Genomic DNA, 22444 nt, shown 5'->3' with positions numbered 1-22444 from the left:
TTATTCCATTGTAAACAGAGTGGATGGTGCTGCGGATTTGGCACTTTCAATGAAAGTGCGAGTATGCCACAGCGTCATATTTTCGTTTATTTCTAATGTGTCAGATTGCTCAATGACTCTGCCTGAGCGCAGCTTTGTCTTAAGCGTAATATTGACTGTGCCCTGATTTACAGGCACTTGTGCCAGTTTTATATGAGACGGAAGTGACTGCCATTGACGCAGGTCGGCACTCGCGGTGACCGCGTTGACGACACTGGTTGCTAATTTGGCAAAGCCATCAAATGCCTGAAGACCAGTGCTTTGAATTGCTTTGTGCGCTGTCATCGCCTTGACGACTTCTCGCGTAAGCGCGATTTGCATCTCTCTGTTGGCATTTTTAAGTGCGCTTTGTAAAGTCAGCAGGCTGACTGAGTGATAGTTGTCCAGTTCAGAGACTTTTTGGCCATCAATCCACAGCTCTGTCCTTTCTATTTTTTGTTCGAACGGCTCAAGATAAGTCACCGCAATACGACTTCCATGTTCAAGCGCATCAATCAACCCGGCAGTCTTGGCACTTTGCCAAAGCGAATCGCCCAAAGGCAAGCGCTTGGTTAATGCGCCCATTGCTACATCTCCCAGGTCACCGGTGGCATAATTCTGCATCATGTCGAATAAGCTGGTATCGGCATATAGCATCTGGAACCACCACATCTGTGCTTTTCGCTCCGAAGACGTCCCCCAGAGAATAGGGGTCACAACCAGTGCTTTGGCATCATGATCGGCTTTCAGTAATAAATTAAATTCTTTGCGTTGTGGACCAATCCCTGCATTTTGAACGACAGTGAGAAGAGGGCCTGATTGTTTTGTTTCACGGATGCTATCGCCCCATTTTTTTTCAAGCGCGCGAAGTTCATTACCATATCCACCTGCTTTGCGCATGACTCGGGTCAAATCAGCATAAGCTTGTAGTGTTACGGTACTGTCTAGATCGTATTGTTTAGCAAAACCTTGTTCAAATGCGGCTGCGGCTCTTTGGTACTGGATACGGGCTGCGTCTAGTTCATTGCTGCTTTCGTACAGAATGCCACTGATATAGTGGGCAAACGCATCATCTCTGTAGTCGACGTTTTTTAGCAGGTCGTTAGGAGCCAGAAGCGGCTGTAGAATACGCATAACGCGGTCGGTGAGTCCGTCACCACTGGGCTTGCCATCATAACCACCTGTTTCGTTCGTGAGTGTTGACAAGTAGGTATCGAGTTGACGCATTTCGACCAGAGCCGCATCCAGGTAGTACTGTCTTTGAGCAGGGTTTTGGTTTGCGAGTGCGTTATAGTTGAGTGCTTTAAATACGTTTATCAGAGGACGGTGGAACTCTTTACCTGAGAAAGTAGTGTAAGTCGGGCCGCTGAGCAGCGCCAGCGCTTGCTCTGAAACGCTGATAGTATATTGCTCTTCAATAATGGCTTTGGCTTGATCAAGGTTGTCATTGCTTAATTTGTACTGTTGCTCGAGGTGATACAAAGTACCTAGTTCAAGGTAACGTAGTAACTTATTTTTACCTGATGCGGAGTAGGTTGTTTCTATCGCCGACTTGGCTTGCTCAAACTGACCTTGCTGAGCAAGTAAAATCGCGTTTTTGTTGGCGGGTGTTGTATTGCATCCAGTCAGAACCACAATCAGGGCCACGGTTAACCAAGCTCGATAATGCAAAGTGTTGAATAGAGATAGCATTACGCTTCCTTTGCTTGTAATAAAGTTTACGGTGACTATACCAAAGAAGTTGGATATATTTGCACTAACTTAAAGATTATTTTGCTTTTTTTGAAGCTGAATATTGTAAGAAATCGTTCTTACAATTTATTACTGTAAAGCAATCAGGCTTTTGTTAAATTTAAATCATCGCTTAGCAATCAATAGCTCGAAGGACAATATCATGAAGATCAAACCGCTTATTACTACTATGCTCGTAGCAGGGATGTTAACAGCCTGTAGCTCGACCGGAGAAAAGACAGCTTCTGAGTCGAAGATTAATATACCAGATTGGGTTTTAAACCCAGCTGTTGAAAATGGCATCGCTGCTGCGGATTGTGTGAAGTTTTCAGGCAATATCTCAATTGACCAGAAAATGGCCGTCGCGAATGCAAGGTTAGCGCTGGCACAGCAAATTGAAACGCGTATCGAAGGGTTGGATAAGACTTTTTCTAACCGTACTGATGCGAATGAAGAAACAACGGTCGGTGCGACGTTTAGCTCTGTATCAAAGCAACTAACAAAGCAAACACTGAATGGCTCTCGTGTAATTAAAGCCGATGTGGTTGAGATTGGTGGCAAAGATTATTTCTGTGCCCTGACCACATTATCACCGGCATTAACAAAAACCTTGTTTAAAGACTTAGTAAAAGAAAGCAAGAAGCAAATTAATCCGCAAGATGAGCAATTCCTGTATCAGGAATTCAAAGCGTTTAAAGCTGAAAAAGATCTGGAAAAAGAAATCGCCAGATTAACCAATTAATTGTATGCGCACCTCACAAGGGTGCGCTTTTCATTGATAGGAGTGGGCTGTGAAAACCATACTTGCATTGACGATTGCATCTCAGTTTGCCGCCGCAGTAGCGGTTGCCAGTACATCTAGTTTGTTTAATGAACTGGAAGCGGCAATGCAAACCTATGACAGCAGCGCCCAGGAACAAACGGAATTTGAGCGCTATAAGGCGCAACATTTACAAGAATTTAATGATTATGTTGAGGCGCATTTTGAAGAGTTTGATGCGTTTCGCGATCAGCTGATCCAGCAATGGGGTGAGGCGAAAGTGTCTGACCAAAGCCAGTTTGTTGGTTACTCGGACGATAATCGAGAACGCCTGGAAGTTGACTTTCAGAACAATGAGTTAATTCTCAGTGTGCGGCACCATGCAGGAACACATGTCTCGGATCAGCAGATATCTCAAGCTATTGAGAGGTTCAGACAATCTGAACAGAAGCTGTTTCAGTCTTTTTTGAGCGGTGAATCACTAACAAGTGGTTCCAGCGAGCGTGAGCAGGTTGCAATAGATAATGGACTGCGCGTTAAATCCATCATCGCCGCAAAAGCTCAGATTAAGCAGCAAACACAGGAACAGAAAAAGTTAGCAGAGCAGCAGGCCGATGAAGCGCTGGCATTGCAATCGGAGCCGCAATTGGTAGAAGCTGCAAATAAGCAGCTGGAAACAAAAAAAGCTGAGTTGGATGAGCTAGCAACCAAACGCATTAAAAATCTGACTAAGTCTGTCAGACAGATTTCTAAAACTGAACCACAGCAGATCACTCAGGTACGGATAAAAATGCCGAAAAATGGTCTGGCACACAAGCGCGCCTCTGAGTACCAGGGTCAAATCGCAAAGCAAAGCGAACGCTTTGAGATCGATACTAGTCTGGTGTTGGCGGTGATGCATACAGAAAGTCACTTTAATCCGCTCGCTAAATCACATATTCCTGCATTTGGTTTAATGCAGATCGTACCAACCAGTGCAGGCGTTGATGTAAATCGATTCCTCTATGAGCTGGATGAGCCAATGAGCCCGCCTTACCTGTATGTGGTTGATAACAATATTGAGGCAGGCACGGCGTATTTACACCTTCTCAACGATCGATATCTTAGCGCAATAAAGGATCCACTAAGTCGTAAGTACTGTATGATAGCGGCTTATAATACAGGCGCCGGTAATGTCGCCAGTGTGTTTAATGCCGACGGTTCTCGAAATATTAAGCGCGCGGCGCGAGTGATTAACTCATTGTCACCTGAGCGCGTCCTGGAAGCACTACAACAAGGTTTGCCCTACAATGAGACACGTAGGTATCTGAAAAAAGTGCTGGCGACAGAGAAGTTGTATATCTAATTTTGAGGCTGGTTTGTCCAGCGCTATTGGCGCTGGCACGGCCACTCCTTTCGCCTTCGATGTAAACCATTTTTTTCCTTACACTTCTCCAATACTATTGTGCAGCAATCTAGTTTAACGGTTATTCGTTCGGATAACTTCCTGAATCAACCTTTATCCTGACATCGCCTTTCACACATTTAATTTTTGGACATTTTTATCTTGAAACGGGCCAAGCTTAGAGGAGTGGCTCATTTTAGTCGCCTGCCTTCTAAGCTGCTCAGAGAAAAATTGGTCAAAATGGGAGGTTGTAAATTTGCAGCGGCAACAACTCACCTGTTTCAGCCCTGACACCTCAGTTCTTGCAAGTGAATATCATACTGAGTATCTAATGAATGACAGAGTTAAACTCGCTAATACAGCATTAAGGATTCCTTTTTTACTATCAGGCCACACACTTTTATCTTCTTAACAGATAGGTCCCTGAGTGATGGCTGGACGTGAAAGGGGCTAACTTAAGGCTTTCTTGCGAGAAAATTAACTGCTTAACTATGCAGGCTGACATGACAGGCTCACTCTTGAACGCATGAGCAAGGAGGATCAAAAAGGGCCGCATATGCGGCCCTTTTAAAAGGTTTTATATCAAACCTATTCGTAGCTGGCTGGTGATGCCATAGCCGAGCTTGCTCTTGCTGTCGGAGACTTAGAGCCAGAGCCCTGACCACTGTCGCTCACTTTTTCGCGCATGGAGTCTGGCATTGCCAGGACTGTAATGGCGATATCAGCGCTTTCATCAGCAGCGGCTTTTGTCATTGGTGCTTCAGCAACATGCTGATAACGCACACGGACCGATACCGCTGATTCAGTGGCCTTCACTAGTGGAGTGGTTTCAACAGCTACCTTTGCAACTTGTTTAGCAGCAGGCGCTTCAACAACTGGCTCAGCGGCAGGTGTTTCTTCTACTTGCTCAGTAGCAGGTGCTTCTGCGGCTTGCTCAGTAGCAGGTGCTTCTACAACTTGCTCAGCAGCAGGGGCTTCAACGGCTTGCTCAGCAGCAGGTGCTTCTACAACTTGCTCAGTAGCAGGTGCTTCTGCAACTTGCTCAGCAGCAGGTGCTTCTACGGCTTGCTCAGCAGCAGGTGCTTCTGCAACTTGCTCAGCAGCAGGTGCTTCTACGGCTTGCTCAGCAGCAGGTGCTTCTACGGCTTGCTCAGCTGCAGGTGCTTCTGCAACTTGCTCAGCAGCAGGTGCTTCTGCAACTTGCTCAGCAGCAGGTGCTTCTGCAACTTGCTCAGCAGCAGGTGCTTCTACGGCTTGCTCAGCAGCAGGTGCTTCTACGGCTTGCTCAGCTGCAGGTGCTTCTACAACTTGCTCAGCAGCAGGTGCTTCTACAACTTGCTCAGCAGCAGGTGCTTCTACAACTTGCTCAGCAGCAGGTGCTTCTACAACTTGCTCAGCAGCAGGTGCTTCTACAACTTGCTCAGCAGCAGGTGCTTCTACAACTTGCTCAGCAGCAGGTGCTTCTACAACTTGCTCAGCAGCAGGTGCTTCTACAACTTGCTCAGCAGCAGGTGCTTCTACAACTTGCTCAGCAGCAGGTGCTTCTACAACTTGCTCAGCAGCAGGTGCTTCTACAACTTGCTCAGCAGCAGGTGCTTCTACAACTTGCTCAGCAGCAGGTGCTTCTACAACTTGCTCAGCAGCAGGTGCTTCTACAACTTGCTCAGCAGCAGGTGCTTCTACAACTTGCTCAGCAGCAGGTGCTTCTACAACTTGCTCAGCAGCAGGTGCTTCTACAACTTGCTCAGCAGCAGGTGCTTCTACAACTTGCTCAGCAGCAGGTGCTTCTACAACTTGCTCAGCAGCAGGTGCTTCTACAACTTGCTCAGCAGCAGGTGCTTCTACAACTTGCTCAGCAGCAGGTGCTTCTACAACTTGCTCAGCAGCAGGTGCTTCTACAACTTGCTCAGCAGCAGGTGCTTCTACAACTTGCTCAGCAGCAGGTGCTTCTACAACTTGCTCAGCAGCAGGTGCTTCTACAACTTGCTCAGCAGCAGGTGCTTCTACAACTTGCTCAGCAGCAGGTGCTTCTACAACTTGCTCAGCAGCAGGTGCTTCTACAACTTGCTCAGCAGCAGGTGCTTCTACAACTTGCTCAGCAGCAGGTGCTTCTACAACTTGCTCAGCAGCAGGTGCTTCTACAACTTGCTCAGCAGCAGGTGCTTCTACAACTTGCTCAGCAGCAGGTGCTTCTACAACTTGCTCAGCAGCAGGTGCTTCTACAACTTGCTCAGCAGCAGGTGCTTCTACAACTTGCTCAGCAGCAGGTGCTTCTACAACTTGCTCAGCAGCAGGTGCTTCTACAACTTGCTCAGCAGCAGGTGCTTCTACAACTTGCTCAGCAGCAGGTGCTTCTACAACTTGCTCAGCAGCAGGTGCTTCTACAACTTGCTCAGCAGCAGGTGCTTCTACAACTTGCTCAGCAGCAGGTGCTTCTACAACTTGCTCAGCAGCAGGTGCTTCTACAACTTGCTCAGCAGCAGGTGCTTCTACAACTTGCTCAGCAGCAGGTGCTTCTACAACTTGCTCAGCAGCAGGTGCTTCTACAACTTGCTCAGCAGCAGGTGCTTCTACAACTTGCTCAGCAGCAGGTGCTTCTACAACTTGCTCAGCAGCAGGTGCTTCTACAACTTGCTCAGCAGCAGGTGCTTCTACAACTTGCTCAGCAGCAGGTGCTTCTACAACTTGCTCAGCAGCAGGTGCTTCTACAACTTGCTCAGCAGCAGGTGCTTCTACAACTTGCTCAGCAGCAGGTGCTTCTACAACTTGCTCAGCAGCAGGTGCTTCTACAACTTGCTCAGCAGCAGGTGCTTCTACAACTTGCTCAGCAGCAGGTGCTTCTACAACTTGCTCAGCAGCAGGTGCTTCTACAACTTGCTCAGCAGCAGGTGCTTCTACAACTTGCTCAGCAGCAGGTGCTTCTACAACTTGCTCAGCAGCAGGTGCTTCTACAACTTGCTCAGCAGCAGGTGCTTCTACAACTTGCTCAGCAGCAGGTGCTTCTACAACTTGCTCAGCAGCAGGTGCTTCTACAACTTGCTCAGCAGCAGGTGCTTCTACAACTTGCTCAGCAGCAGGTGCTTCTACAACTTGCTCAGCAGCAGGTGCTTCTACAACTTGCTCAGCAGCAGGTGCTTCTACAACTTGCTCAGCAGCAGGTGCTTCTACAACTTGCTCAGCAGCAGGTGCTTCTACAACTTGCTCAGCAGCAGGTGCTTCTACAACTTGCTCAGCAGCAGGTGCTTCTACAACTTGCTCAGCAGCAGGTGCTTCTACAACTTGCTCAGCAGCAGGTGCTTCTACAACTTGCTCAGCAGCAGGTGCTTCTACAACTTGCTCAGCAGCAGGTGCTTCTACAACTTGCTCAGCAGCAGGTGCTTCTACAACTTGCTCAGCAGCAGGTGCTTCTACAACTTGCTCAGCAGCAGGTGCTTCTACAACTTGCTCAGCAGCAGGTGCTTCTACAACTTGCTCAGCAGCAGGTGCTTCTACAACTTGCTCAGCAGCAGGTGCTTCTACAACTTGCTCAGCAGCAGGTGCTTCTACAACTTGCTCAGCAGCAGGTGCTTCTACAACTTGCTCAGCAGCAGGTGCTTCTACAACTTGCTCAGCAGCAGGTGCTTCTACAACTTGCTCAGCAGCAGGTGCTTCTACAACTTGCTCAGCAGCAGGTGCTTCTACAACTTGCTCAGCAGCAGGTGCTTCTACAACTTGCTCAGCAGCAGGTGCTTCTACAACTTGCTCAGCAGCAGGTGCTTCTACAACTTGCTCAGCAGCAGGTGCTTCTACAACTTGCTCAGCAGCAGGTGCTTCTACAACTTGCTCAGCCTTGCTCAGCAGCAGGTGCTTCTGCAACTTGCTCAGCAGCAGGTGCTTCTACGGCTTGCTCAGCAGCAGGTGCTTCTGCGGCTTGTTCAGCAGCAGGTGCTTCCGCTGCTTGCTCAGCTGTGGCATTGAGCTCAGCTTCAAACTCCGCAGCAGCCTGATCTGCAACTGGTACAAATGCAGGTGTTGCATCTTTATTCTCAGTACGTTTGCGTTTCTGGCCAGCTGCTCTCAGGTGACGTGGAGAGCGACGAGAGCGAGTGCGCGGCTGTTCGCGTTGCTCTTTGTCTTCTTCCGCTGTTTCTTCACCTTTTTGGCTGTCCTGAGCTTGATTCTGAGTAAGCTTAACCTCTTCATCCGCAGGGACATCAGATGCAGGTACTTGAACTTTAACAGCTTGTTGGGTCACTTCTTTTGTGACTGTCTCCGCTTTTTGCTCTGTAGCAGGCTGTTGCACTTGCTCCGGTTTTTGCGTTGAATCGTTTACAGTTTCAGCTACAACTGCTTCATTAGCAGTTTGAGTCGCTTTTGATTCTCCTTCAATGCGCACCTTTTTCTTCAGGTTACGACGTTGGCGACGAGGTTTGTTCGCTTTTTCCTGCGTTGCTTGCTCTGCATTGTCCTGCTTTTGCTCAGAACTTTGCTCTGTATTTTGCTTCGCTTTATCAGAATCATTGCGACGACGTTGGTTTTGACGACGGCGCTTGTTGCGACCTTCGCTGCGTTCCTGGTTGTCGTTTTGATCTTCTTTACGTGCCTTATTATCGCTGTTGTCTTGCTCAGCCTTACGGTTGTCATTGCGTTCATCGTTGCGGCCGTCATTACGACCATCGTTACGGCGGTCATTACGATTGCGATTTTTACGACGCTGCTGATTGCGACGGCGGTTGTCCTGACGTTGGCGAGGCTGTTGCTTAGGCTGCTCTTCCTCTTTTTGCTCTTCCTCAGTACCAAACAGACCTTTCAGCCACTTGCCAATGCGACTTAGCAGGCCCGCTTCCTCTTCTACTTTCTTTTGTGTCTGAGGTTGCTTTGTTTCTTGCGCTGGTTGTGGTGCTGGGGCTGGCGCTGTTGGCATAGCGACGCCTTTCAGAACCGGCTCCTCTTTAACCACTGGGGTAGCAATTGGCGCGGCGACAACTTCAACTTCAGGTGTTACAACCTGATCATAGCTGACGCTTTCCGGTACATCATCTTTGCGCAGACGGACAACGTCATAATGAGGTGTTTCCATGTGCTGGTTAGGAATGATCACTACATCACAGTTATGGCGTTTTTCGATGCGCTGCACAGCCCGGCGCTTTTCGTTAAGCAGGTAAGAGCCTACTTTTACCGGTACTTGTGCATTAACCTGAGCGGTGTTCTCTTTGATGGCTTCTTCTTCGATCAAACGTAAAATGGACAAAGCAATCGATTCGTTTGAACGTATGGTTCCCTGACCATCACAGCGTGGACACGTATGCTGGCTGGCTTCACCTAACGATGGACGCAGACGTTGACGAGACATTTCCAGCAGGCCAAAACGTGAAATCTTGCCGATCTGAACGCGAGCACGATCTGCGCGTACGGCGTCTTTCAGACGATTTTCCACTTCACGTTGGTGACGAGGAGGCGTCATATCAATGAAATCGATGACTATCAGGCCACCCAGGTCACGTAAACGTAATTGGCGGGCAATTTCGTCTGCGGCTTCTAAATTGGTATTTAATGCTGTTTCTTCGATATCACCGCCCTTGGTTGCTTTTGACGAGTTGATATCGATAGAGGTCAGTGCTTCCGTTGGGTCGATAACGATAGAGCCACCTGAAGGAAGACGTACCTCACGCTGGAAAGCTGATTCTATCTGACTTTCGATTTGATAGTGTGTGAATAACGGAACATCATTTTGATACAGCTTAACGCGGTTTATGAAGTCAGGTCTGAAACGCTCGATATGCGCTTTCGCTTCTTCAAATACACGTGCTTTATCAATCAGGATTTCACCGATATCGCGACGTAAATAATCACGAATAGCGCGGAAAATGACGTTACTTTCCTGATGAATTAAGAATGGTGCCTTACCGCTGTCAGCTGCATTTTGGATCGCTTCCCAGTGCACAAGTAACGCTTTAAGGTCATACTCTAATTCTTCAAAAGACTTGCCAACACCTGCTGTACGTACAATTAGACCCATACCTTTTGGCAGGTTCAGGCGGCTCAGTGCTTCTTTCAGCTCGATACGCTCATCACCCTCGATGCGGCGAGAAATACCGCCAGCACGTGGGTTATTTGGCATCAGTACCAAGTAGCTCCCAGCGACACTGATGAAAGTCGTTAGCGCAGCCCCTTTCTGGCCTCGTTCCTCTTTATCGACCTGAACAATGACTTCCTGGCCTTCTTTGATCACATCTTTAATGTTTGGACGACCATTGAAGGTGTAACCTGAAGGGAAGTATGTTTTGGCAATTTCTTTAAGAGGGAGGAAACCGTGGCGCTCAGCACCATAATCGACAAAAGCGGCTTCTAAGGAAGGTTCTATACGAGTGATTTTACCTTTGTAAATGTTGGCTTTTTTTTGTTCATGACCAGGGCTTTCGATATCTAGATCGTACAGACGCTGGCCGTCAACCAGTGCAACGCGCATTTCTTCTTGCTGCGTCGCATTGATCAGCATACGTTTCATATTTTTACTCTACTTAATTTTTTACACTTTGTCTGTGCACCTTAGTTCAGGTGTTTAGTGTTCCTATTTTTATAATGCAGTCTCACGACTGGGAGACGGGAACAATCATTTACTTCCGCATATAACGCTTATGCCACACTGCTTTTAAGTGGCGGGTTACAGAGTGTTTCACTCGGCTTACGGATGTCGCACGGGTCTAAATCTAACCCGACTAATCTACACAAGACATTAATAATTATTGCTTTTAATTTCGGTTGTTTAGCTGTGTTTAATCAATACAATGAACTATTACACGCTTCATTTAAGATTAAACGCACGTATTTGTCACTGGGTCGGGTCGATAAAGCTGTGGAAATCTCAGCTCTAATCTGTATGATCCTCCACCCAAGATGTGCATCACAGCGGCATCAATGCGATAAAAAGCACGCTCGCAAAGATAGGCGGGCCGATTATCCCACTAATACCTGCGTGATAGCAACTAAATTATTACTCAATTCAGTGATTAGGCAATGTCAGAAAAAACCGGCTTAAAGGTAAGTTTTGTAACCATAACGGAAGACCAACTCGGTCAGCGTATAGATAACTTTTTGCTCACCCATCTCAAAGGGGTACCGAAAAGTGCAATCTACAAAATTCTTCGCAAAGGGGAGGTCAGGGTTAACAAAAAGCGGATCAAGCCAGTTTACAAGCTACAACTGAATGATGAAGTGCGCATTCCTCCGGTTAAAGTGGCGGAAAAATCTGAGTTTGTACCAAAGAACCTGGACAAAGTCGCAGGGCTGGAAGATGCCATTCTCTACGAAGATAAGTATCTGATAGTTATGAATAAGCCTTCCGGCATGGCGGTTCATGGTGGCAGTGGTTTGAGCTATGGGTTAATAGAAGCTATCCGTGCATTGCGTCCGGATGAAAGAAACCTCGAGTTGGTGCATCGATTAGATCGCGACACCTCAGGTTGTCTGTTGATTTCAAAACGCCGGGCAATTCTAAAAGGATTGCATGAACAGCTCAGAGAAAAAACCATGGAAAAAAACTACTGGGCGCTGGTGTGCGGAGAATGGTCTGCTAAACATAAAAATGTCACCGAACCGCTGCGGAAAAATACGTTGCAATCTGGCGAGCGGGTGGTACGCGTAGATCATGAAGAGGGTAAAGCCTCTCATACCCGCTTTCGTGTGTTAGAGCGTTTTGATGGCGCGACTTTGGTTCAGGCATCGCCGGTAACGGGTCGTACTCACCAAATCAGGGTGCACACACAATGTAAAGGCCACCCAATAGCCTGTGATGATAAGTATGGGGATCAGGTGTTTGACAGTAAAATGCGCCAGTTAGGCCTGGGTCGGTTATTCCTGCATGCCCGTGAATTGAGGTTTATTCACCCTAAACACGAAACCACATTGCACGTCGAAGCACCATTGGACAAAGCACTGGAACATTGTCTGAAAACGCTAAGGGGTAATAATGGTGCGTAAACTGGTCATTTTTGATTGGGATGGCACGGTAATGGACACTGTGCCTAAAATTGTGAATACCTTACATAAGGTTGCACAATATCATGAACTGCCCCCTATCTCGGACGATGCTGCTAAATCAATTATTGGCTTGTCGCTTGAAACGGCTGTAGCGACCTTGTTTCCCGAACAAAAAGACAAGGCCGCTGAGCTGGCAAAGAGTTATAAACGTCTATATAAGGAAGACACAACACCCATTGCTGTGTTTGAAGGGGTCGAAGTACTGTTGGCTGATCTGAAAGCACAAGGTGTTTTGCTTGCAGTTGCAACGGGAAAAAGCAGGGTGGGGCTAAATAACTTGCTGGCACATAGTGGCCTTAGTCACTATTTTTGCCTGACTAAAACGGCAGATGATGCAAAGTCAAAACCAGATCCTGATATGTTGCAGCAGATCCTAACCGAGCTTGCAGTCGATGCTTGCGATGCAATTATGGTCGGTGACACTGGCATTGATATGCAACTGGCCAGCAATGCAAACGTACCCGCTGTCGCTGTGACATTAGGCGCAGCCAGTGAAGCGCAATTAATAAAGTATGCACCACTGGCCTTGTGCCATAGCTATGCACAGCTGAGTGATTTTTTATTGTCCGAGCACGTCGACGCCGAACTCAGCCAGTGATTTAGTCAGTTCAATCAGGGGAAGGCCAATCAGAGTATTGGGGTCTTCTCCTTCCAGTTTGTCGAAAAGGCAAATGCCCAGCCCTTCACTTTTAAAACTGCCCGCACAATTGAGTGGTTGCTCTTTGGCGACATAGTGTTTTATCTGAGCTTCGCTGAGTGTTCTAAAGTGCACTTTAAATGGGATGACTTTTGTGATGGCTTTCTGCGTTTCAAGTTGATAAACAGATAGCCCGGTCAGAAAAGTCACGACCTGGCCACTGAATTGTTGAAGCTGAGCATGGGCGTTTTCAACGGTATGAGGTTTACCGAGGATCTGACCATTAAATAATGCCACCTGATCTGAGCCGATCACCAATCCACTGCTATAATACTGATGCGCTGTTTGCGCTTTGGCTTCACTTAATCGGGCCACCAGTTCGGCTGGCGTTTCTTGTGGGTGTGCTGACTCATCAATGTCAGGTGAAAAACTGTCAAATTGCAGGCATAATTTTGCCAATATTTGCTGCCTAAATGGTGAGCTGGAGGCTAAGATTAGTGGTGATTTCATAAGTACCGGGACCGCGTTAGAGAAAATTTCCCATAGGATAATCACAACGCGGCTAAAAACAATATGAAAGTTTAATTTTGCTTTGACTAAAGCAGTAACTATCTATATGATGCAGCCCCTATGCAAAAGGTGAAAATTCCCATCACCATTGATCCTTGCAAAGCGGCACAGCGCCGGGCCAGTTATGACGGTGTTATAGCGCTTGAAGAACTTTCTCGTTTGCAGCAAGTTGTGCAAGATCAAGTAGGTGAAATAGCGGTAACTATTCGTTGCGAAACAGACCAGCAAGGTTTGGTTGTAGTGCGTGGAAGCGTACAAGCCAAAGTCACAGTGTTGTGTCAACGTTGCAACGATGAACTAGGGTTGGATTTGGAACAAGACTTTGCGTATTCGCCAGTCGGATTAGGTGCAGAGTCGGACGAACTTCCTGAGTGCTATGATGTTGTGGAGTTGGATGAAGAAGGTGAAATTAATCTCCGGCAAATTGTCGAAGATGAATTGATACTGGCGATCCCCATCGTTCCTAAGCATGAAGAAGGATCTTGTTCTTTTTCTGATAAGCCAGTTAGCTTTGGTGAGATAGAAGAACAAGAGAGCAAACCAAATCCATTTGAAATTTTAAAACAACTTAAGAAAGATTCTTAGGAGATAGGCTAATGGCGGTACAAAAAAGTAAAGTGTCACGTTCACGTCGTGGCATGCGTCGTTCACACGATGCTATTAACGGTCCTACACTAACTGTAGATCAAGTTTCTGGTGAGACTCACCGTCGTCACCACGTAACTGCTGACGGTTACTACAAAGGCGAAAAAGTAATTTCTAAGTAAGAGATTGCTTTATGCACGCTGATCTAACCATAGCGTTAGATATGATGGGGGGCGATTACGGCCCCCGTTCATCAATACCCGCCGCAATCGAAGCGGTAGAAAAACACCCCCGTTTGATACTGTTGCTATGTGGCAACCGTACCGTTCTTGAAAGTGCACTGGAAAAAGCCAATGCGCTGTCTCATCCACGTTTAATCATTAAACACTGCGATGAAGTCGTCACCAATACTTGCGAACCTGCTCAGGCGCTGCGTAATAAACGCAACTCTTCCATGCGCGTTGCACTGGATCTCGTAAAAGCCGGACAAGCACAAGCTTGCGTGAGCTCAGGTAACACAGGTGCACTACTCAGCATGGCTCATTATGTATTAAAAATGCTGCCAGGCATCAAACGGCCAGCTCTTATTACGTCCGTACCAACAGAAAAGAAACAACCTGTATACCTGTTGGACTTAGGTGCCAACGTTCAGTGCGACCCTGAAACCTTATTACAGTTCTCGATTATGGGATCCATTGTCGCGGGTGCGGCGCTTAAACTGGAAAGACCCAAGGTACATTTGCTTAATATCGGACTGGAAGACATTAAAGGGCATGATGGCATCAAGCAAGCTGCTAAATTAATGCAGGACTGTCCAGTCATTAACTATCAGGGTTATTGTGAAGGCAGTGATATATTTTCGGGTAAGTCAGACGTCATTGTCTGTGAAGGGTTTGTTGGCAATGTTGCATTGAAAACCTGTGAAGGAATTGCCAAACTTATCATGTTTAAGTTTACAAAAGCGTTGAAAAAGCACCTTTTTTATCGTTGCTTGGCATTTTTACTCAGGCCCGTCATAAAAAAACTGTATAAACGTGTGAACCCCGACCAGTATAATGGCGCAAGTCTGGTAGGATTGCGCGGTATTGTAGTGAAAAGTCACGGAAATGCGTCGAAGAAGGCATTTATGGCTGCTATCGAAGAAGCGGCCAGAGAGATCGACAGACGTATTCCAGATAAGATCCAGGCGACCTTTGAAGAAATGGCGCCGATTGAAGAGACATCTGCCAGATCCTAGTTTCATCCAAATAGTGTTGCTAAGGAAACGGCAGGATATAGAAATCAAAAGAGCACACTATGTCACAAAAGATTGCTTTACTATTCCCAGGCCAGGGCTCTCAGAGCGTTGGTATGCTGGCGGAATTATTAGAAACTTCCCAGGTTGTTCAGGACACGTTTGCAGAAGCCTCTGCAGCGCTGGGTTACGACTTAGCTAAATTAGTCGTTGATGGTCCTGAAAGCGAACTAAACGAAACACATCGCACTCAGCCTGCATTGCTGACTGCCAGTGTCGCGATTTTCCGTCAATGGCAGACTGAACAGGTCGACGCTGAGTTGGTATTGGCTGGTCACAGTCTGGGTGAATATTCAGCGCTGGTATGTGCGGGTGTGCTTGATCTGGCCACGGCCGTTAAACTGGTAGAAAAACGCGGTCTGTACATGCAACAGGCAGTGCCGGCAGGTACGGGGTCTATGGCGGCAATTATAGGCCTGGATGATGATGTCATCGCGACAATCTGTGCAGAGCAGGCTGAACAGCAAGTGGTGGCCCCGGTAAACTATAATTCACCGGGTCAGGTGGTCATTGCTGGCCATAAAGAAGCGGTTGAGCGTGCATCTGCTGCTTGTAAAGAAGCGGGTGCTAAACGCGCATTGCCATTGGCTGTAAGCGTGCCTTCTCACTGTGCGCTGATGAAGCCGGCTGCACAGCAACTGGCTGCAGATCTGGCAGAGATTGAGTTCTCTGCGCCGACATTCCCTGTCATTAATAATGTTGATGTCGCGCAGCAGCAAAGTGGTGAAGCAATTAAAGATGCACTTGTTCGCCAGTTATACAGCCCGGTTCGTTGGACCGAAACTGTTCAGCAATTGGCGAAAGAAGGGATCACACAGGCTTACGAATTTGGTCCGGGTAAAGTACTGACCGGTCTGGCCAAGCGAATTGATAAATCTGTAGCGTGCAGCGCCGTCAATGATGCGGCCGCAATCACGTCTGCAAAATAAATGACGGAATTATATATGACAAACCTATTTGATTTGACAGGTAAAGTTGTACTTGTCACGGGCGCAAGCCGAGGCATTGGTAAAGCAATCGCGAACGCGATGGTAGCACAGGGTGCAAAGGTAGCTGGTACTGCAACAAGTGAGTCAGGTGCAGACAGAATCTCTGAGTATCTGGGTGACAATGGTAAAGGGTACAAGTTAAATGTAACCGACGCAGATTCAATCGAAGCAACACTACAGGCGATTAAACAAGACCTGGGTGATGTAGATGTGCTGGTAAACAATGCCGGTATTACGCGTGATAACCTGTTGATGCGTATGAAAGATCAAGAGTGGGATGAGATTCTTGATACCAACCTGAGCTCAATTTTCCGATTGTCTAAGGCTGTTTTGCGTCCTATGATGAAGAAAAAATCAGGTCGTATCATCAATATTGGCTCGGTAGTTGGCACTATGGGTAACGCAGGTCAGGCAAACTACGCTGCAGCGAAAGCGGGTGTCATTGGCTTTTCGAAATCGATGGCTCGTGAAGTCGCTTCACGGGGTATTACTGTGAATGTGATCGCACCGGGTTTTATCCAAACTGACATGACTGATGAGCTAACTGACGAGCAAAAAGCAGCAACGCTCGCGAACGTGCCGGCAGGACGTCTTGGTAAGCCAGAAGAGATCGCAGCAGCAGCAGTTTACCTCGCATCAGACGCCGGAGCCTATGTTTCAGGCGAAACTTTACACGTAAACGGCGCTATGTACATGGTGTAACAATTGTCAGCGAGATTGAAGTTTTTGTGATCTTGCGGCAATCTTACTTGAAATTGCTAGTAAAATAGGCGATAAAAGTAGAAAATATTTAGTAACAGGTTTGACCAGAAAAAAAAGTCATGGTCAATCCTTGAATCACAGTATGATGCGCCGTAAACTACGCCGCAATCTGAAATTAACGCGATAGCGTTTAAATAAAGGAAAGAAGAATGAGCGACATCCAAGAACGCGTAAAAAAAATCATCGTTGAGCAACTAGGTGTTAAAGAAGAAGAAGTAAAATCAGAAGCGTCTTTCGTAGACGATCTGGGTGCTGATTCTCTTGATACTGTTGAGCTGGTAATGGCTCTTGAAGAAGAGTTCGACACTGAGATCCCTGACGAAGAAGCTGAGAAAATCACTACTGTTCAGGCAGCGATCGACTACGTTACTGCTCACGCTGAGTAATTAACGGCTTTAAATTGGGGCAGCGTTCGCTGCCCTGATTCTTTATACCCCCCATCATTTCGAAAATCCCTTTTGGAGGAAACCGTGGCTAAACGTCGAGTCGTAGTAACTGGCTTAGGTATGTTGACGCCGTTAGGTAATGACGTTGAGTCAACCTGGCAGGGCTTGTTAGAAGGCCGAAGTGGTATTCGCAATATCACACACTTTGACACTACTCAGTTCGGTACTAAATTTGCGGGTCTGGTCAATGATTTTGACGAGACTCAATTCATGTCAAAGAAAGACGCCAAGAAAATGGACTTGTTCATTCAGTACGGTGTTGCTGCGGGCGTACAGGCGCTTAAAGATTCCGGATTGGAAATCACAGAAGACAACGCCAATCGTGTAGGCGTAGCTGTGGGTTCTGGGATCGGGGGCCTGACACTGATTGAAGAGAACCATGTTAAGTTACTTAACAGTGGTCCACGTAAGCTGTCTCCATTTTATGTACCTTCGACCATTATCAATATGATATCGGGTCATTTGTCGATTATGCACGGTCTGAGAGGTCCTAATATCTCTATCGTTACGGCATGTACGACAGGTCTGCATAATATTGGTCATGCGGCACGTATGATTGCCTACGGTGATGCAGATGCTATGGTTGCCGGTGGTGCCGAGAAAGCATCAACGCCAATTGGTATGAGTGGCTTTAGCGCAGCCCGCGCTCTGTCTACACGTAATGACGACCCACAAGCTGCGTCTCGCCCCTGGGATAAAGATCGTGACGGTTTTGTGCTGGCTGACGGTGCAGGTGTGATTGTACTGGAAGAGTACGAGCATGCTAAGGCGCGTGGTGCCAAGATCTATGCCGAACTGGTTGGTTTTGGCATGAGTGGTGATGCATACCATATGACATCGCCGCCTGAAGACGGTGCTGGTGCTGCGTTAGCGATGGAAAATGCCCTACAAGATGCGGGTGTAAATGCTCAGCAGGTTGGCTACATCAATGCGCATGGTACGTCTACGTCAGCGGGTGACAAAGCTGAAACCTCTGCGGTTAAGTCTGTGTTCGGTGATGCTGCAAAAGATGTAATGGTGAGCTCGTCTAAATCAATGATGGGCCACTTGTTGGGGGCTGCAGGCTCAGTAGAGTCTATTATCAGTATTTTATCACTACAGCACCAAAAAGTGACACCGACTATCAACCTGGACAATCCAGACGAAGGGTGTGACTTAGATTATGTGCCACATACTGCACGTGATGCTAAGTTGGACTATGCGCTATGTAACTCATTTGGGTTTGGCGGAACAAATGGCTCTTTGCTATTTAAAAAAGTCTGATAGTTGATAAATCATAAAAGCCCGGCAGAGCCGGGTTTTTTTATGCCTTTTTGACGTTGTCTCAACAATGAATATGGTACAGTTGGGCTAATATTTTTGAGGTGATAAAGAGTGATGCAGCAGGTTAATAGCCGAGATCGGGGATTAAATTATGGCGATGGCTTTTTTACAACGATCAGAGTGTATGAAGGCAAGCTGGACAGGTGGGAAGGACACTTACAACGTCTGAAGCAGTGTGCAAGCGCGTTGTATTTCCCGGCGCTTGATCTGAGTGCGTTGTCAGAGCACTGCGAAAGCGTTGCGACGCAGCTAAATGACGGGGTGCTTAAGGTGGTGATCACCCGAGGCGAGGGCGGCAGAGGCTATGGATTACCTGACGAACCGCAACCAACTACTTTGGTCTCTTCATCGCCTTATCCTGCTCACTATTCAGAATGGCGTGAAAACGGGGTGTGTCTTGCTCTGTCTGATGTTCGCCTGGGTCATCAACCTTTGTTAGCAGGATTAAAAACACTGAATCGCCTTGAGCAGGTCCTGATTAAACAAAACGCCGCAACTAAACAAGCTGATGACGTATTGGTCATGGATTTACAGGGGGAGGTGATTGAAAGCTCCGCCGCTAATATTCTGATCTGTAAAGATAAGCGTTGGTATACCCCGGATTTGTCTCGCTGTGGGATCCAGGGCGTGTTTCTCTCAAGCCTACAACAGCATAACACCATAGAAACGGCCACATTGGACTTAACTTCAGTATGTGCGGCGGATGCTGTTTATCTGTGTAACAGCCTGATGGGTCTTGTACCAGTGCGTCAGATAGCGCATCAGCAATTTAGTCTGAGTCAGGCACAGGCATTGGCTGCGGAGCTTGTTGTTAAAGCATGATGAGAAAACTGATTTTACTTTTGTTGTCTGGCTTGGTCATTGTTATGCTGACTGCCGCCCAGTATGTGTCGCATGTTAGCGATGCGCCTTTGTTAAGTGATACTCGCTATTTTGAGGTTAAACGGGGTGATACTTTTGCGGCAATTTGCCAGCGCTGGCAGCAAGCGCATTGGATTGACCGTTGCCTGCCTTATCAAGTTTATGGAAAATTGTTCCCTGAGCGAGTTAACGTTAAAGCGGGTGTTTACGAATTGCAAGGCCTGAGCGTGCTTGACGCGTTGTCAAAGTTATCCTCCGGTGCACAGGCCGATTTTATGTTTACGATTATAGAGGGGCAAACCTTTAAACAGGTATTGGCAAACCTCAAAGCAGCTCCTTTTATCGATTTTGACCTGACTGACACGGATCTTGCTCTGCACGTTGGGGGAGATGCAGATGAGCTGTTTGGCGCTGTGGACTCTCACCCGGAAGGCTGGCTGTATCCTGAGACCTATCATTATCATGCCCACAATAAAGCGTCCACCTTGCTCAGGCATGCCAGTGAACGTATGCAAACCCAGCTGGCTTTGGCCTGGCAGCAACGTGCACAAGATCTGCCTATAAGTTCAGCCTATGAAGCATTGATCCTGGCGTCCATCATTGAAAAAGAGACGGGTAAAGCACAGGAGCGGCCAGTGATAGCGTCTGTTTTTGTAAACCGTCTGAACCGAAAAATGCGATTGCAAACTGATCCAACAGTGATATATGGTCTGGGTGATAGCTTTGACGGAGACATTAAGCGTCGTCATTTGCGCGAGTATACGCCGTATAATACATACAGAATTAAAGGGTTACCTCCAACGCCTATCGCAATGCCATCATTTGATGCAATTAAAGCGGCAACTCAGCCCGCACAGACTGATTACCTTTATTTTGTTTCCAAAGGTGACGGCAGCCACTATTTTTCCAAGTCCTTAAAAGAGCATAACCGGGCGGTACAGCGTTATATATTGAACAAACATAATGGCTAAGTGCTTGAAAATGAGTGAGTGCCCTTAATCTCTGATCTCAAGCAGCTGTATATTGTAGACAAATATGGTATACCAGCATCACAACACTACACAGAATAAAAAACTGGAGCTCTGAAATGAATAAGTTGAACGCGCTCACGCTGGCCGTAGCGATGGCTCTGACTGGCTGTGCTCAGGATAGTCGGGTCAATCAGACCGATTCAGCAGCCATTGCCGCTGCACCATTATCTCGTGCCGACATTGACAAACAAGTTAACGCATATACGCAAACCTTCATTAATCATCAGCCCGCACTGGCAACCTCATTAAAGTTGCCTGCCGAGCAATACGGTAGTTATGCCGACAGATTGCCCGACTACTCAGCATCTGGCATGCAGGCACTGCAAATTGATATGAATAACGCTGCGGAAAAACTAAAGCACCTACAATCGCATAAAATGAACGAAGATGACCGCCTGCACCTGCGTGTGAACGAGGTATTGGCGCGTTACTATGCTGGTGATGCACAATTTAGTGGGGGCTATATCGACACCTGGGGCGGGCACCTCCCATATATCGTTAACCAGCTTTCCGGACCTCTGGTAGACATTCCCAATCTACTCAAAGATCAGCACAGCGTTGAGAACCTGCAGGACGCACAAGATTACCTGAGCAGGCTGGAAGCGTTCGCAATACTCACCGAGCAAGTCCGTGGCAAACTGGCAGAGGATGCCGAAAAGGGCATTATTTTGCCTAAGGTCTTGTTTCCGAATACCTTTGGCTATTTGAATAACTTCATCGCGCATGCCAGTGATAAGCACCCGCTGGTCACTTCGTTCGAGCAGAAATTATCAACGCTGACAGCTGTAACTGCAGAGCAACGCACTCAGCTTATCGCGACTGCGACTGGGCTGGTAAATGAACAAATTTATCCAGCTTACCGCCGGGTGATCGCAGATCTGAAAGTATTGCAAGAAAAAGCACCTGAAAAAGTCGGGATCTGGGCTCAGCCAGGCGGGGAAGCTTTCTATCAGCATGAAATTACGTATCTGGCTGACTCAGATCTTAGCGCACAGCAGATCCATGATATTGGTCTTGCCGAGGTTAAACGGATCACAGAGCGGATGGATCAGATCCTGCGCGAAAATGGTTATACCACAGGCTCTGTGGGCGATCGTATGAAGCAGCTCAACGATGAGCCGCGCTTCTTATACGAAGACAGTGACGCAGGAAGAGAAGCCTTATTAACCTTCTTACGGGGTGAAATTGAGACCATTAATAAAAAGGCACCGCAATACTTCTCGACATTACCGCCGCAAAAAGTTGAGGTTCGTCGTATTCCCAAGGAAGTTGAAGCGGGTGCACCGGGTGGCTATTACAGTGCGCCTTCTTTGGATGGCAGCCGTCCGGGTGTATTTGCCATCAACCTTAAAGACATGAAGGCGGTGCCAAGCTTTGGCATGAAAACGCTGACTTATCATGAAGCGGTGCCCGGTCACCACTTCCAGATTGCCCTGAACATGTTGCAAACAGACATAGGTCTGATGCGTCAGAATGCGTCATTCAATGGCTATATCGAGGGCTGGGCTCTGTATTCCGAACTTGTTGCCTACGAAATGGGTATGTACGAAGGCGACCCGTTCGGTGATCTCGGTCGTTTGCAGGCCGAAGCCTATCGTGCTGCACGCCTGGTGGTTGATACGGGTCTGCATTACAAACAGTGGACGCGTCAGCAGGCGATAGAGTACTTCGCGGAGGCCACAGGCTCGGCAATGAGTGATGTCACGTCGGCCATTGACCGCTATATTGCCTGGCCGGGACAGGCGCTTGGTTACAAACTGGGTATGATCAAACTCGTTGAATTGCGTGATAAAGCCCGCAATGCGCTGGGTGATAAGTTTGATGTCAAAGCGTTCCACGATGTCATTTTGCTTAAGGGCGCAAGGCCACTGGCCATTGTAGAAGATGATGTTGACCGCTGGGTGGCATCACAAAGTTAAAGAAAAAGGTGGCGCAGCCACCTTTTTTTATCTCTTTATTTGGCCTTAACAGGTCAATACCAATTTCATTTCTGTTTTTTAATTCCAGATAACGCCATTGCATTACTGCTGTGTC

The 22444-nt window shown here is 47.4% G+C and carries 16 protein-coding genes and 1 pseudogene; 14 read left to right on the top strand and 3 right to left on the bottom strand.

Annotation, left to right across the window (positions count from 1 at the left end; genetic code table 11):
* Positions 1-1710 carry a COG3014 family protein gene (locus PRUB_RS15450; protein WP_010382147.1) on the bottom strand — a complete coding sequence of 570 codons (1710 nt, stop codon included), beginning with the start codon at positions 1708-1710 and terminating at the stop codon, positions 1-3.
* Between the two features lie 202 nt (positions 1711-1912).
* Here PRUB_RS15450 and PRUB_RS15445 point away from each other — a divergent pair, with 202 nt between their 5' ends.
* The gene (locus PRUB_RS15445) at positions 1913-2491 is read left to right on the top strand and encodes an LPP20 family lipoprotein (RefSeq protein ID WP_010382144.1); all 579 of its coding nucleotides are present in this window, start codon (positions 1913-1915) and stop codon (positions 2489-2491) included.
* 49 nt (positions 2492-2540) lie between these two features.
* A complete protein-coding gene (locus PRUB_RS15440) occupies positions 2541-3854 on the top strand; it encodes a transglycosylase SLT domain-containing protein (RefSeq protein ID WP_010382142.1) in 1314 nt (437 codons plus the stop codon).
* A gap of 3540 nt (positions 3855-7394) precedes the next feature.
* On the opposite strand, the pseudogene rne reads toward PRUB_RS15440, so the two are convergent.
* Positions 7395-10380 (bottom strand): annotated as a pseudogene (gene rne, locus PRUB_RS15430) (ribonuclease E); the annotation flags it as partial.
* A gap of 509 nt (positions 10381-10889) precedes the next feature.
* Here rne and rluC point away from each other — a divergent pair.
* Together rluC and PRUB_RS15420 are read left to right on the top strand one after the other, a co-directional pair.
* A complete protein-coding gene (gene rluC / locus PRUB_RS15425) occupies positions 10890-11852 on the top strand; it encodes a 23S rRNA pseudouridine(955/2504/2580) synthase RluC (RefSeq protein ID WP_010382139.1) in 963 nt (320 codons plus the stop codon).
* A complete protein-coding gene (locus tag PRUB_RS15420; protein ID WP_010382136.1) occupies positions 11842-12510 on the top strand; it encodes an HAD-IA family hydrolase in 669 nt (222 codons plus the stop codon). Before rluC ends, PRUB_RS15420 begins: the two co-directional genes overlap by 11 nt.
* On the opposite strand, the gene PRUB_RS15415 is transcribed toward PRUB_RS15420, so the two are convergent.
* Complete coding sequence (locus PRUB_RS15415; protein WP_040644442.1) at positions 12472-13059, bottom strand: Maf family protein; 588 nt, start codon at positions 13057-13059, stop codon at positions 12472-12474. The two genes, PRUB_RS15420 and PRUB_RS15415, sit on opposite strands and share 39 nt — an antisense overlap.
* A gap of 120 nt (positions 13060-13179) precedes the next feature.
* Here PRUB_RS15415 and yceD point away from each other — a divergent pair, with 120 nt between their 5' ends.
* The 10 genes from yceD to PRUB_RS15365 all read left to right on the top strand — a co-directional run bounded on the left by yceD (position 13180) and on the right by PRUB_RS15365 (position 22329).
* A complete protein-coding gene (gene yceD, locus PRUB_RS15410) occupies positions 13180-13704 on the top strand; it encodes a 23S rRNA accumulation protein YceD (RefSeq protein ID WP_010382131.1) in 525 nt (174 codons plus the stop codon).
* An 11-nt stretch (positions 13705-13715) separates the two neighbouring features.
* On the top strand, positions 13716-13886 hold the full coding sequence (rpmF, locus tag PRUB_RS15405; RefSeq protein ID WP_010382129.1) for a 50S ribosomal protein L32: 171 nt from the start codon (positions 13716-13718) through the stop codon (positions 13884-13886).
* Between the two features lie 11 nt (positions 13887-13897).
* Entirely contained in the window at positions 13898-14941 is a 1044-nt protein-coding gene (gene plsX / locus PRUB_RS15400; protein WP_010382126.1) for a phosphate acyltransferase PlsX, read from the top strand.
* A 59-nt stretch (positions 14942-15000) separates the two neighbouring features.
* Positions 15001-15927 (top strand): ACP S-malonyltransferase, encoded by a 927-nt coding sequence (fabD, locus tag PRUB_RS15395; RefSeq protein WP_010382123.1) that lies wholly within the window; start codon positions 15001-15003, stop codon positions 15925-15927.
* A 15-nt stretch (positions 15928-15942) separates the two neighbouring features.
* Complete coding sequence (fabG, locus tag PRUB_RS15390) at positions 15943-16689, top strand: 3-oxoacyl-ACP reductase FabG (protein ID WP_010382120.1); 747 nt, start codon at positions 15943-15945, stop codon at positions 16687-16689.
* Between the two features lie 209 nt (positions 16690-16898).
* A complete protein-coding gene (acpP, locus tag PRUB_RS15385; RefSeq protein WP_010374019.1) occupies positions 16899-17135 on the top strand; it encodes an acyl carrier protein in 237 nt (78 codons plus the stop codon).
* 84 nt (positions 17136-17219) lie between these two features.
* The gene (gene fabF, locus PRUB_RS15380; RefSeq protein ID WP_010382118.1) at positions 17220-18458 is read left to right on the top strand and encodes a beta-ketoacyl-ACP synthase II; all 1239 of its coding nucleotides are present in this window, start codon (positions 17220-17222) and stop codon (positions 18456-18458) included.
* Positions 18459-18572: 114 nt separating this feature from the next.
* Positions 18573-19340 (top strand): aminodeoxychorismate lyase, encoded by a 768-nt coding sequence (pabC, locus tag PRUB_RS15375; RefSeq protein ID WP_010382117.1) that lies wholly within the window; start codon positions 18573-18575, stop codon positions 19338-19340.
* Entirely contained in the window at positions 19340-20350 is a 1011-nt protein-coding gene (gene mltG, locus PRUB_RS15370) for an endolytic transglycosylase MltG (RefSeq protein WP_040644456.1), read from the top strand. The genes pabC and mltG overlap by 1 nt, the downstream gene beginning before the upstream one ends.
* A 116-nt stretch (positions 20351-20466) precedes the next feature.
* Positions 20467-22329 carry a DUF885 domain-containing protein gene (locus tag PRUB_RS15365; RefSeq protein ID WP_010382113.1) on the top strand — a complete coding sequence of 621 codons (1863 nt, stop codon included), beginning with the start codon at positions 20467-20469 and terminating at the stop codon, positions 22327-22329.
* Positions 22330-22444 lie beyond the last annotated feature (115 nt).

The sequence above is a fragment of the Pseudoalteromonas rubra genome, assembly GCF_000238295.3.
Classification (GTDB): Bacteria; Pseudomonadota; Gammaproteobacteria; order Enterobacterales; family Alteromonadaceae; genus Pseudoalteromonas; species Pseudoalteromonas rubra.
The sequence above is the reverse complement of the archived record's forward strand: the minus strand, read 5'-3'. Positions and strand labels throughout refer to the sequence as shown.

What these genes read in the sequence shown, in the direction of transcription:
- acpP (WP_010374019.1), top strand. Translation starts at nt 16,899, where the DNA reads ATGAGCGACATCCAAGAACGCGTAAAAAAAATCATCGTTGAGCAACTA.
- yceD (WP_010382131.1), top strand. Translation starts at nt 13,180, where the DNA reads ATGCAAAAGGTGAAAATTCCCATCACCATTGATCCTTGCAAAGCGGCA.
- plsX (WP_010382126.1), top strand. Translation starts at nt 13,898, where the DNA reads ATGCACGCTGATCTAACCATAGCGTTAGATATGATGGGGGGCGATTAC.
- PRUB_RS15450 (WP_010382147.1), bottom strand. Translation starts at nt 1,710, where the DNA reads ATGCTATCTCTATTCAACACTTTGCATTATCGAGCTTGGTTAACCGTG.
- pabC (WP_010382117.1), top strand. Translation starts at nt 18,573, where the DNA reads ATGCAGCAGGTTAATAGCCGAGATCGGGGATTAAATTATGGCGATGGC.
- PRUB_RS15415 (WP_040644442.1), bottom strand. Translation starts at nt 13,059, where the DNA reads ATGAAATCACCACTAATCTTAGCCTCCAGCTCACCATTTAGGCAGCAA.
- PRUB_RS15420 (WP_010382136.1), top strand. Translation starts at nt 11,842, where the DNA reads ATGGTGCGTAAACTGGTCATTTTTGATTGGGATGGCACGGTAATGGAC.
- fabG (WP_010382120.1), top strand. Translation starts at nt 15,943, where the DNA reads ATGACAAACCTATTTGATTTGACAGGTAAAGTTGTACTTGTCACGGGC.
- PRUB_RS15445 (WP_010382144.1), top strand. Translation starts at nt 1,913, where the DNA reads ATGAAGATCAAACCGCTTATTACTACTATGCTCGTAGCAGGGATGTTA.
- fabD (WP_010382123.1), top strand. Translation starts at nt 15,001, where the DNA reads ATGTCACAAAAGATTGCTTTACTATTCCCAGGCCAGGGCTCTCAGAGC.
- rluC (WP_010382139.1), top strand. Translation starts at nt 10,890, where the DNA reads ATGTCAGAAAAAACCGGCTTAAAGGTAAGTTTTGTAACCATAACGGAA.
- mltG (WP_040644456.1), top strand. Translation starts at nt 19,340, where the DNA reads ATGAGAAAACTGATTTTACTTTTGTTGTCTGGCTTGGTCATTGTTATG.
- PRUB_RS15365 (WP_010382113.1), top strand. Translation starts at nt 20,467, where the DNA reads ATGAATAAGTTGAACGCGCTCACGCTGGCCGTAGCGATGGCTCTGACT.
- rpmF (WP_010382129.1), top strand. Translation starts at nt 13,716, where the DNA reads ATGGCGGTACAAAAAAGTAAAGTGTCACGTTCACGTCGTGGCATGCGT.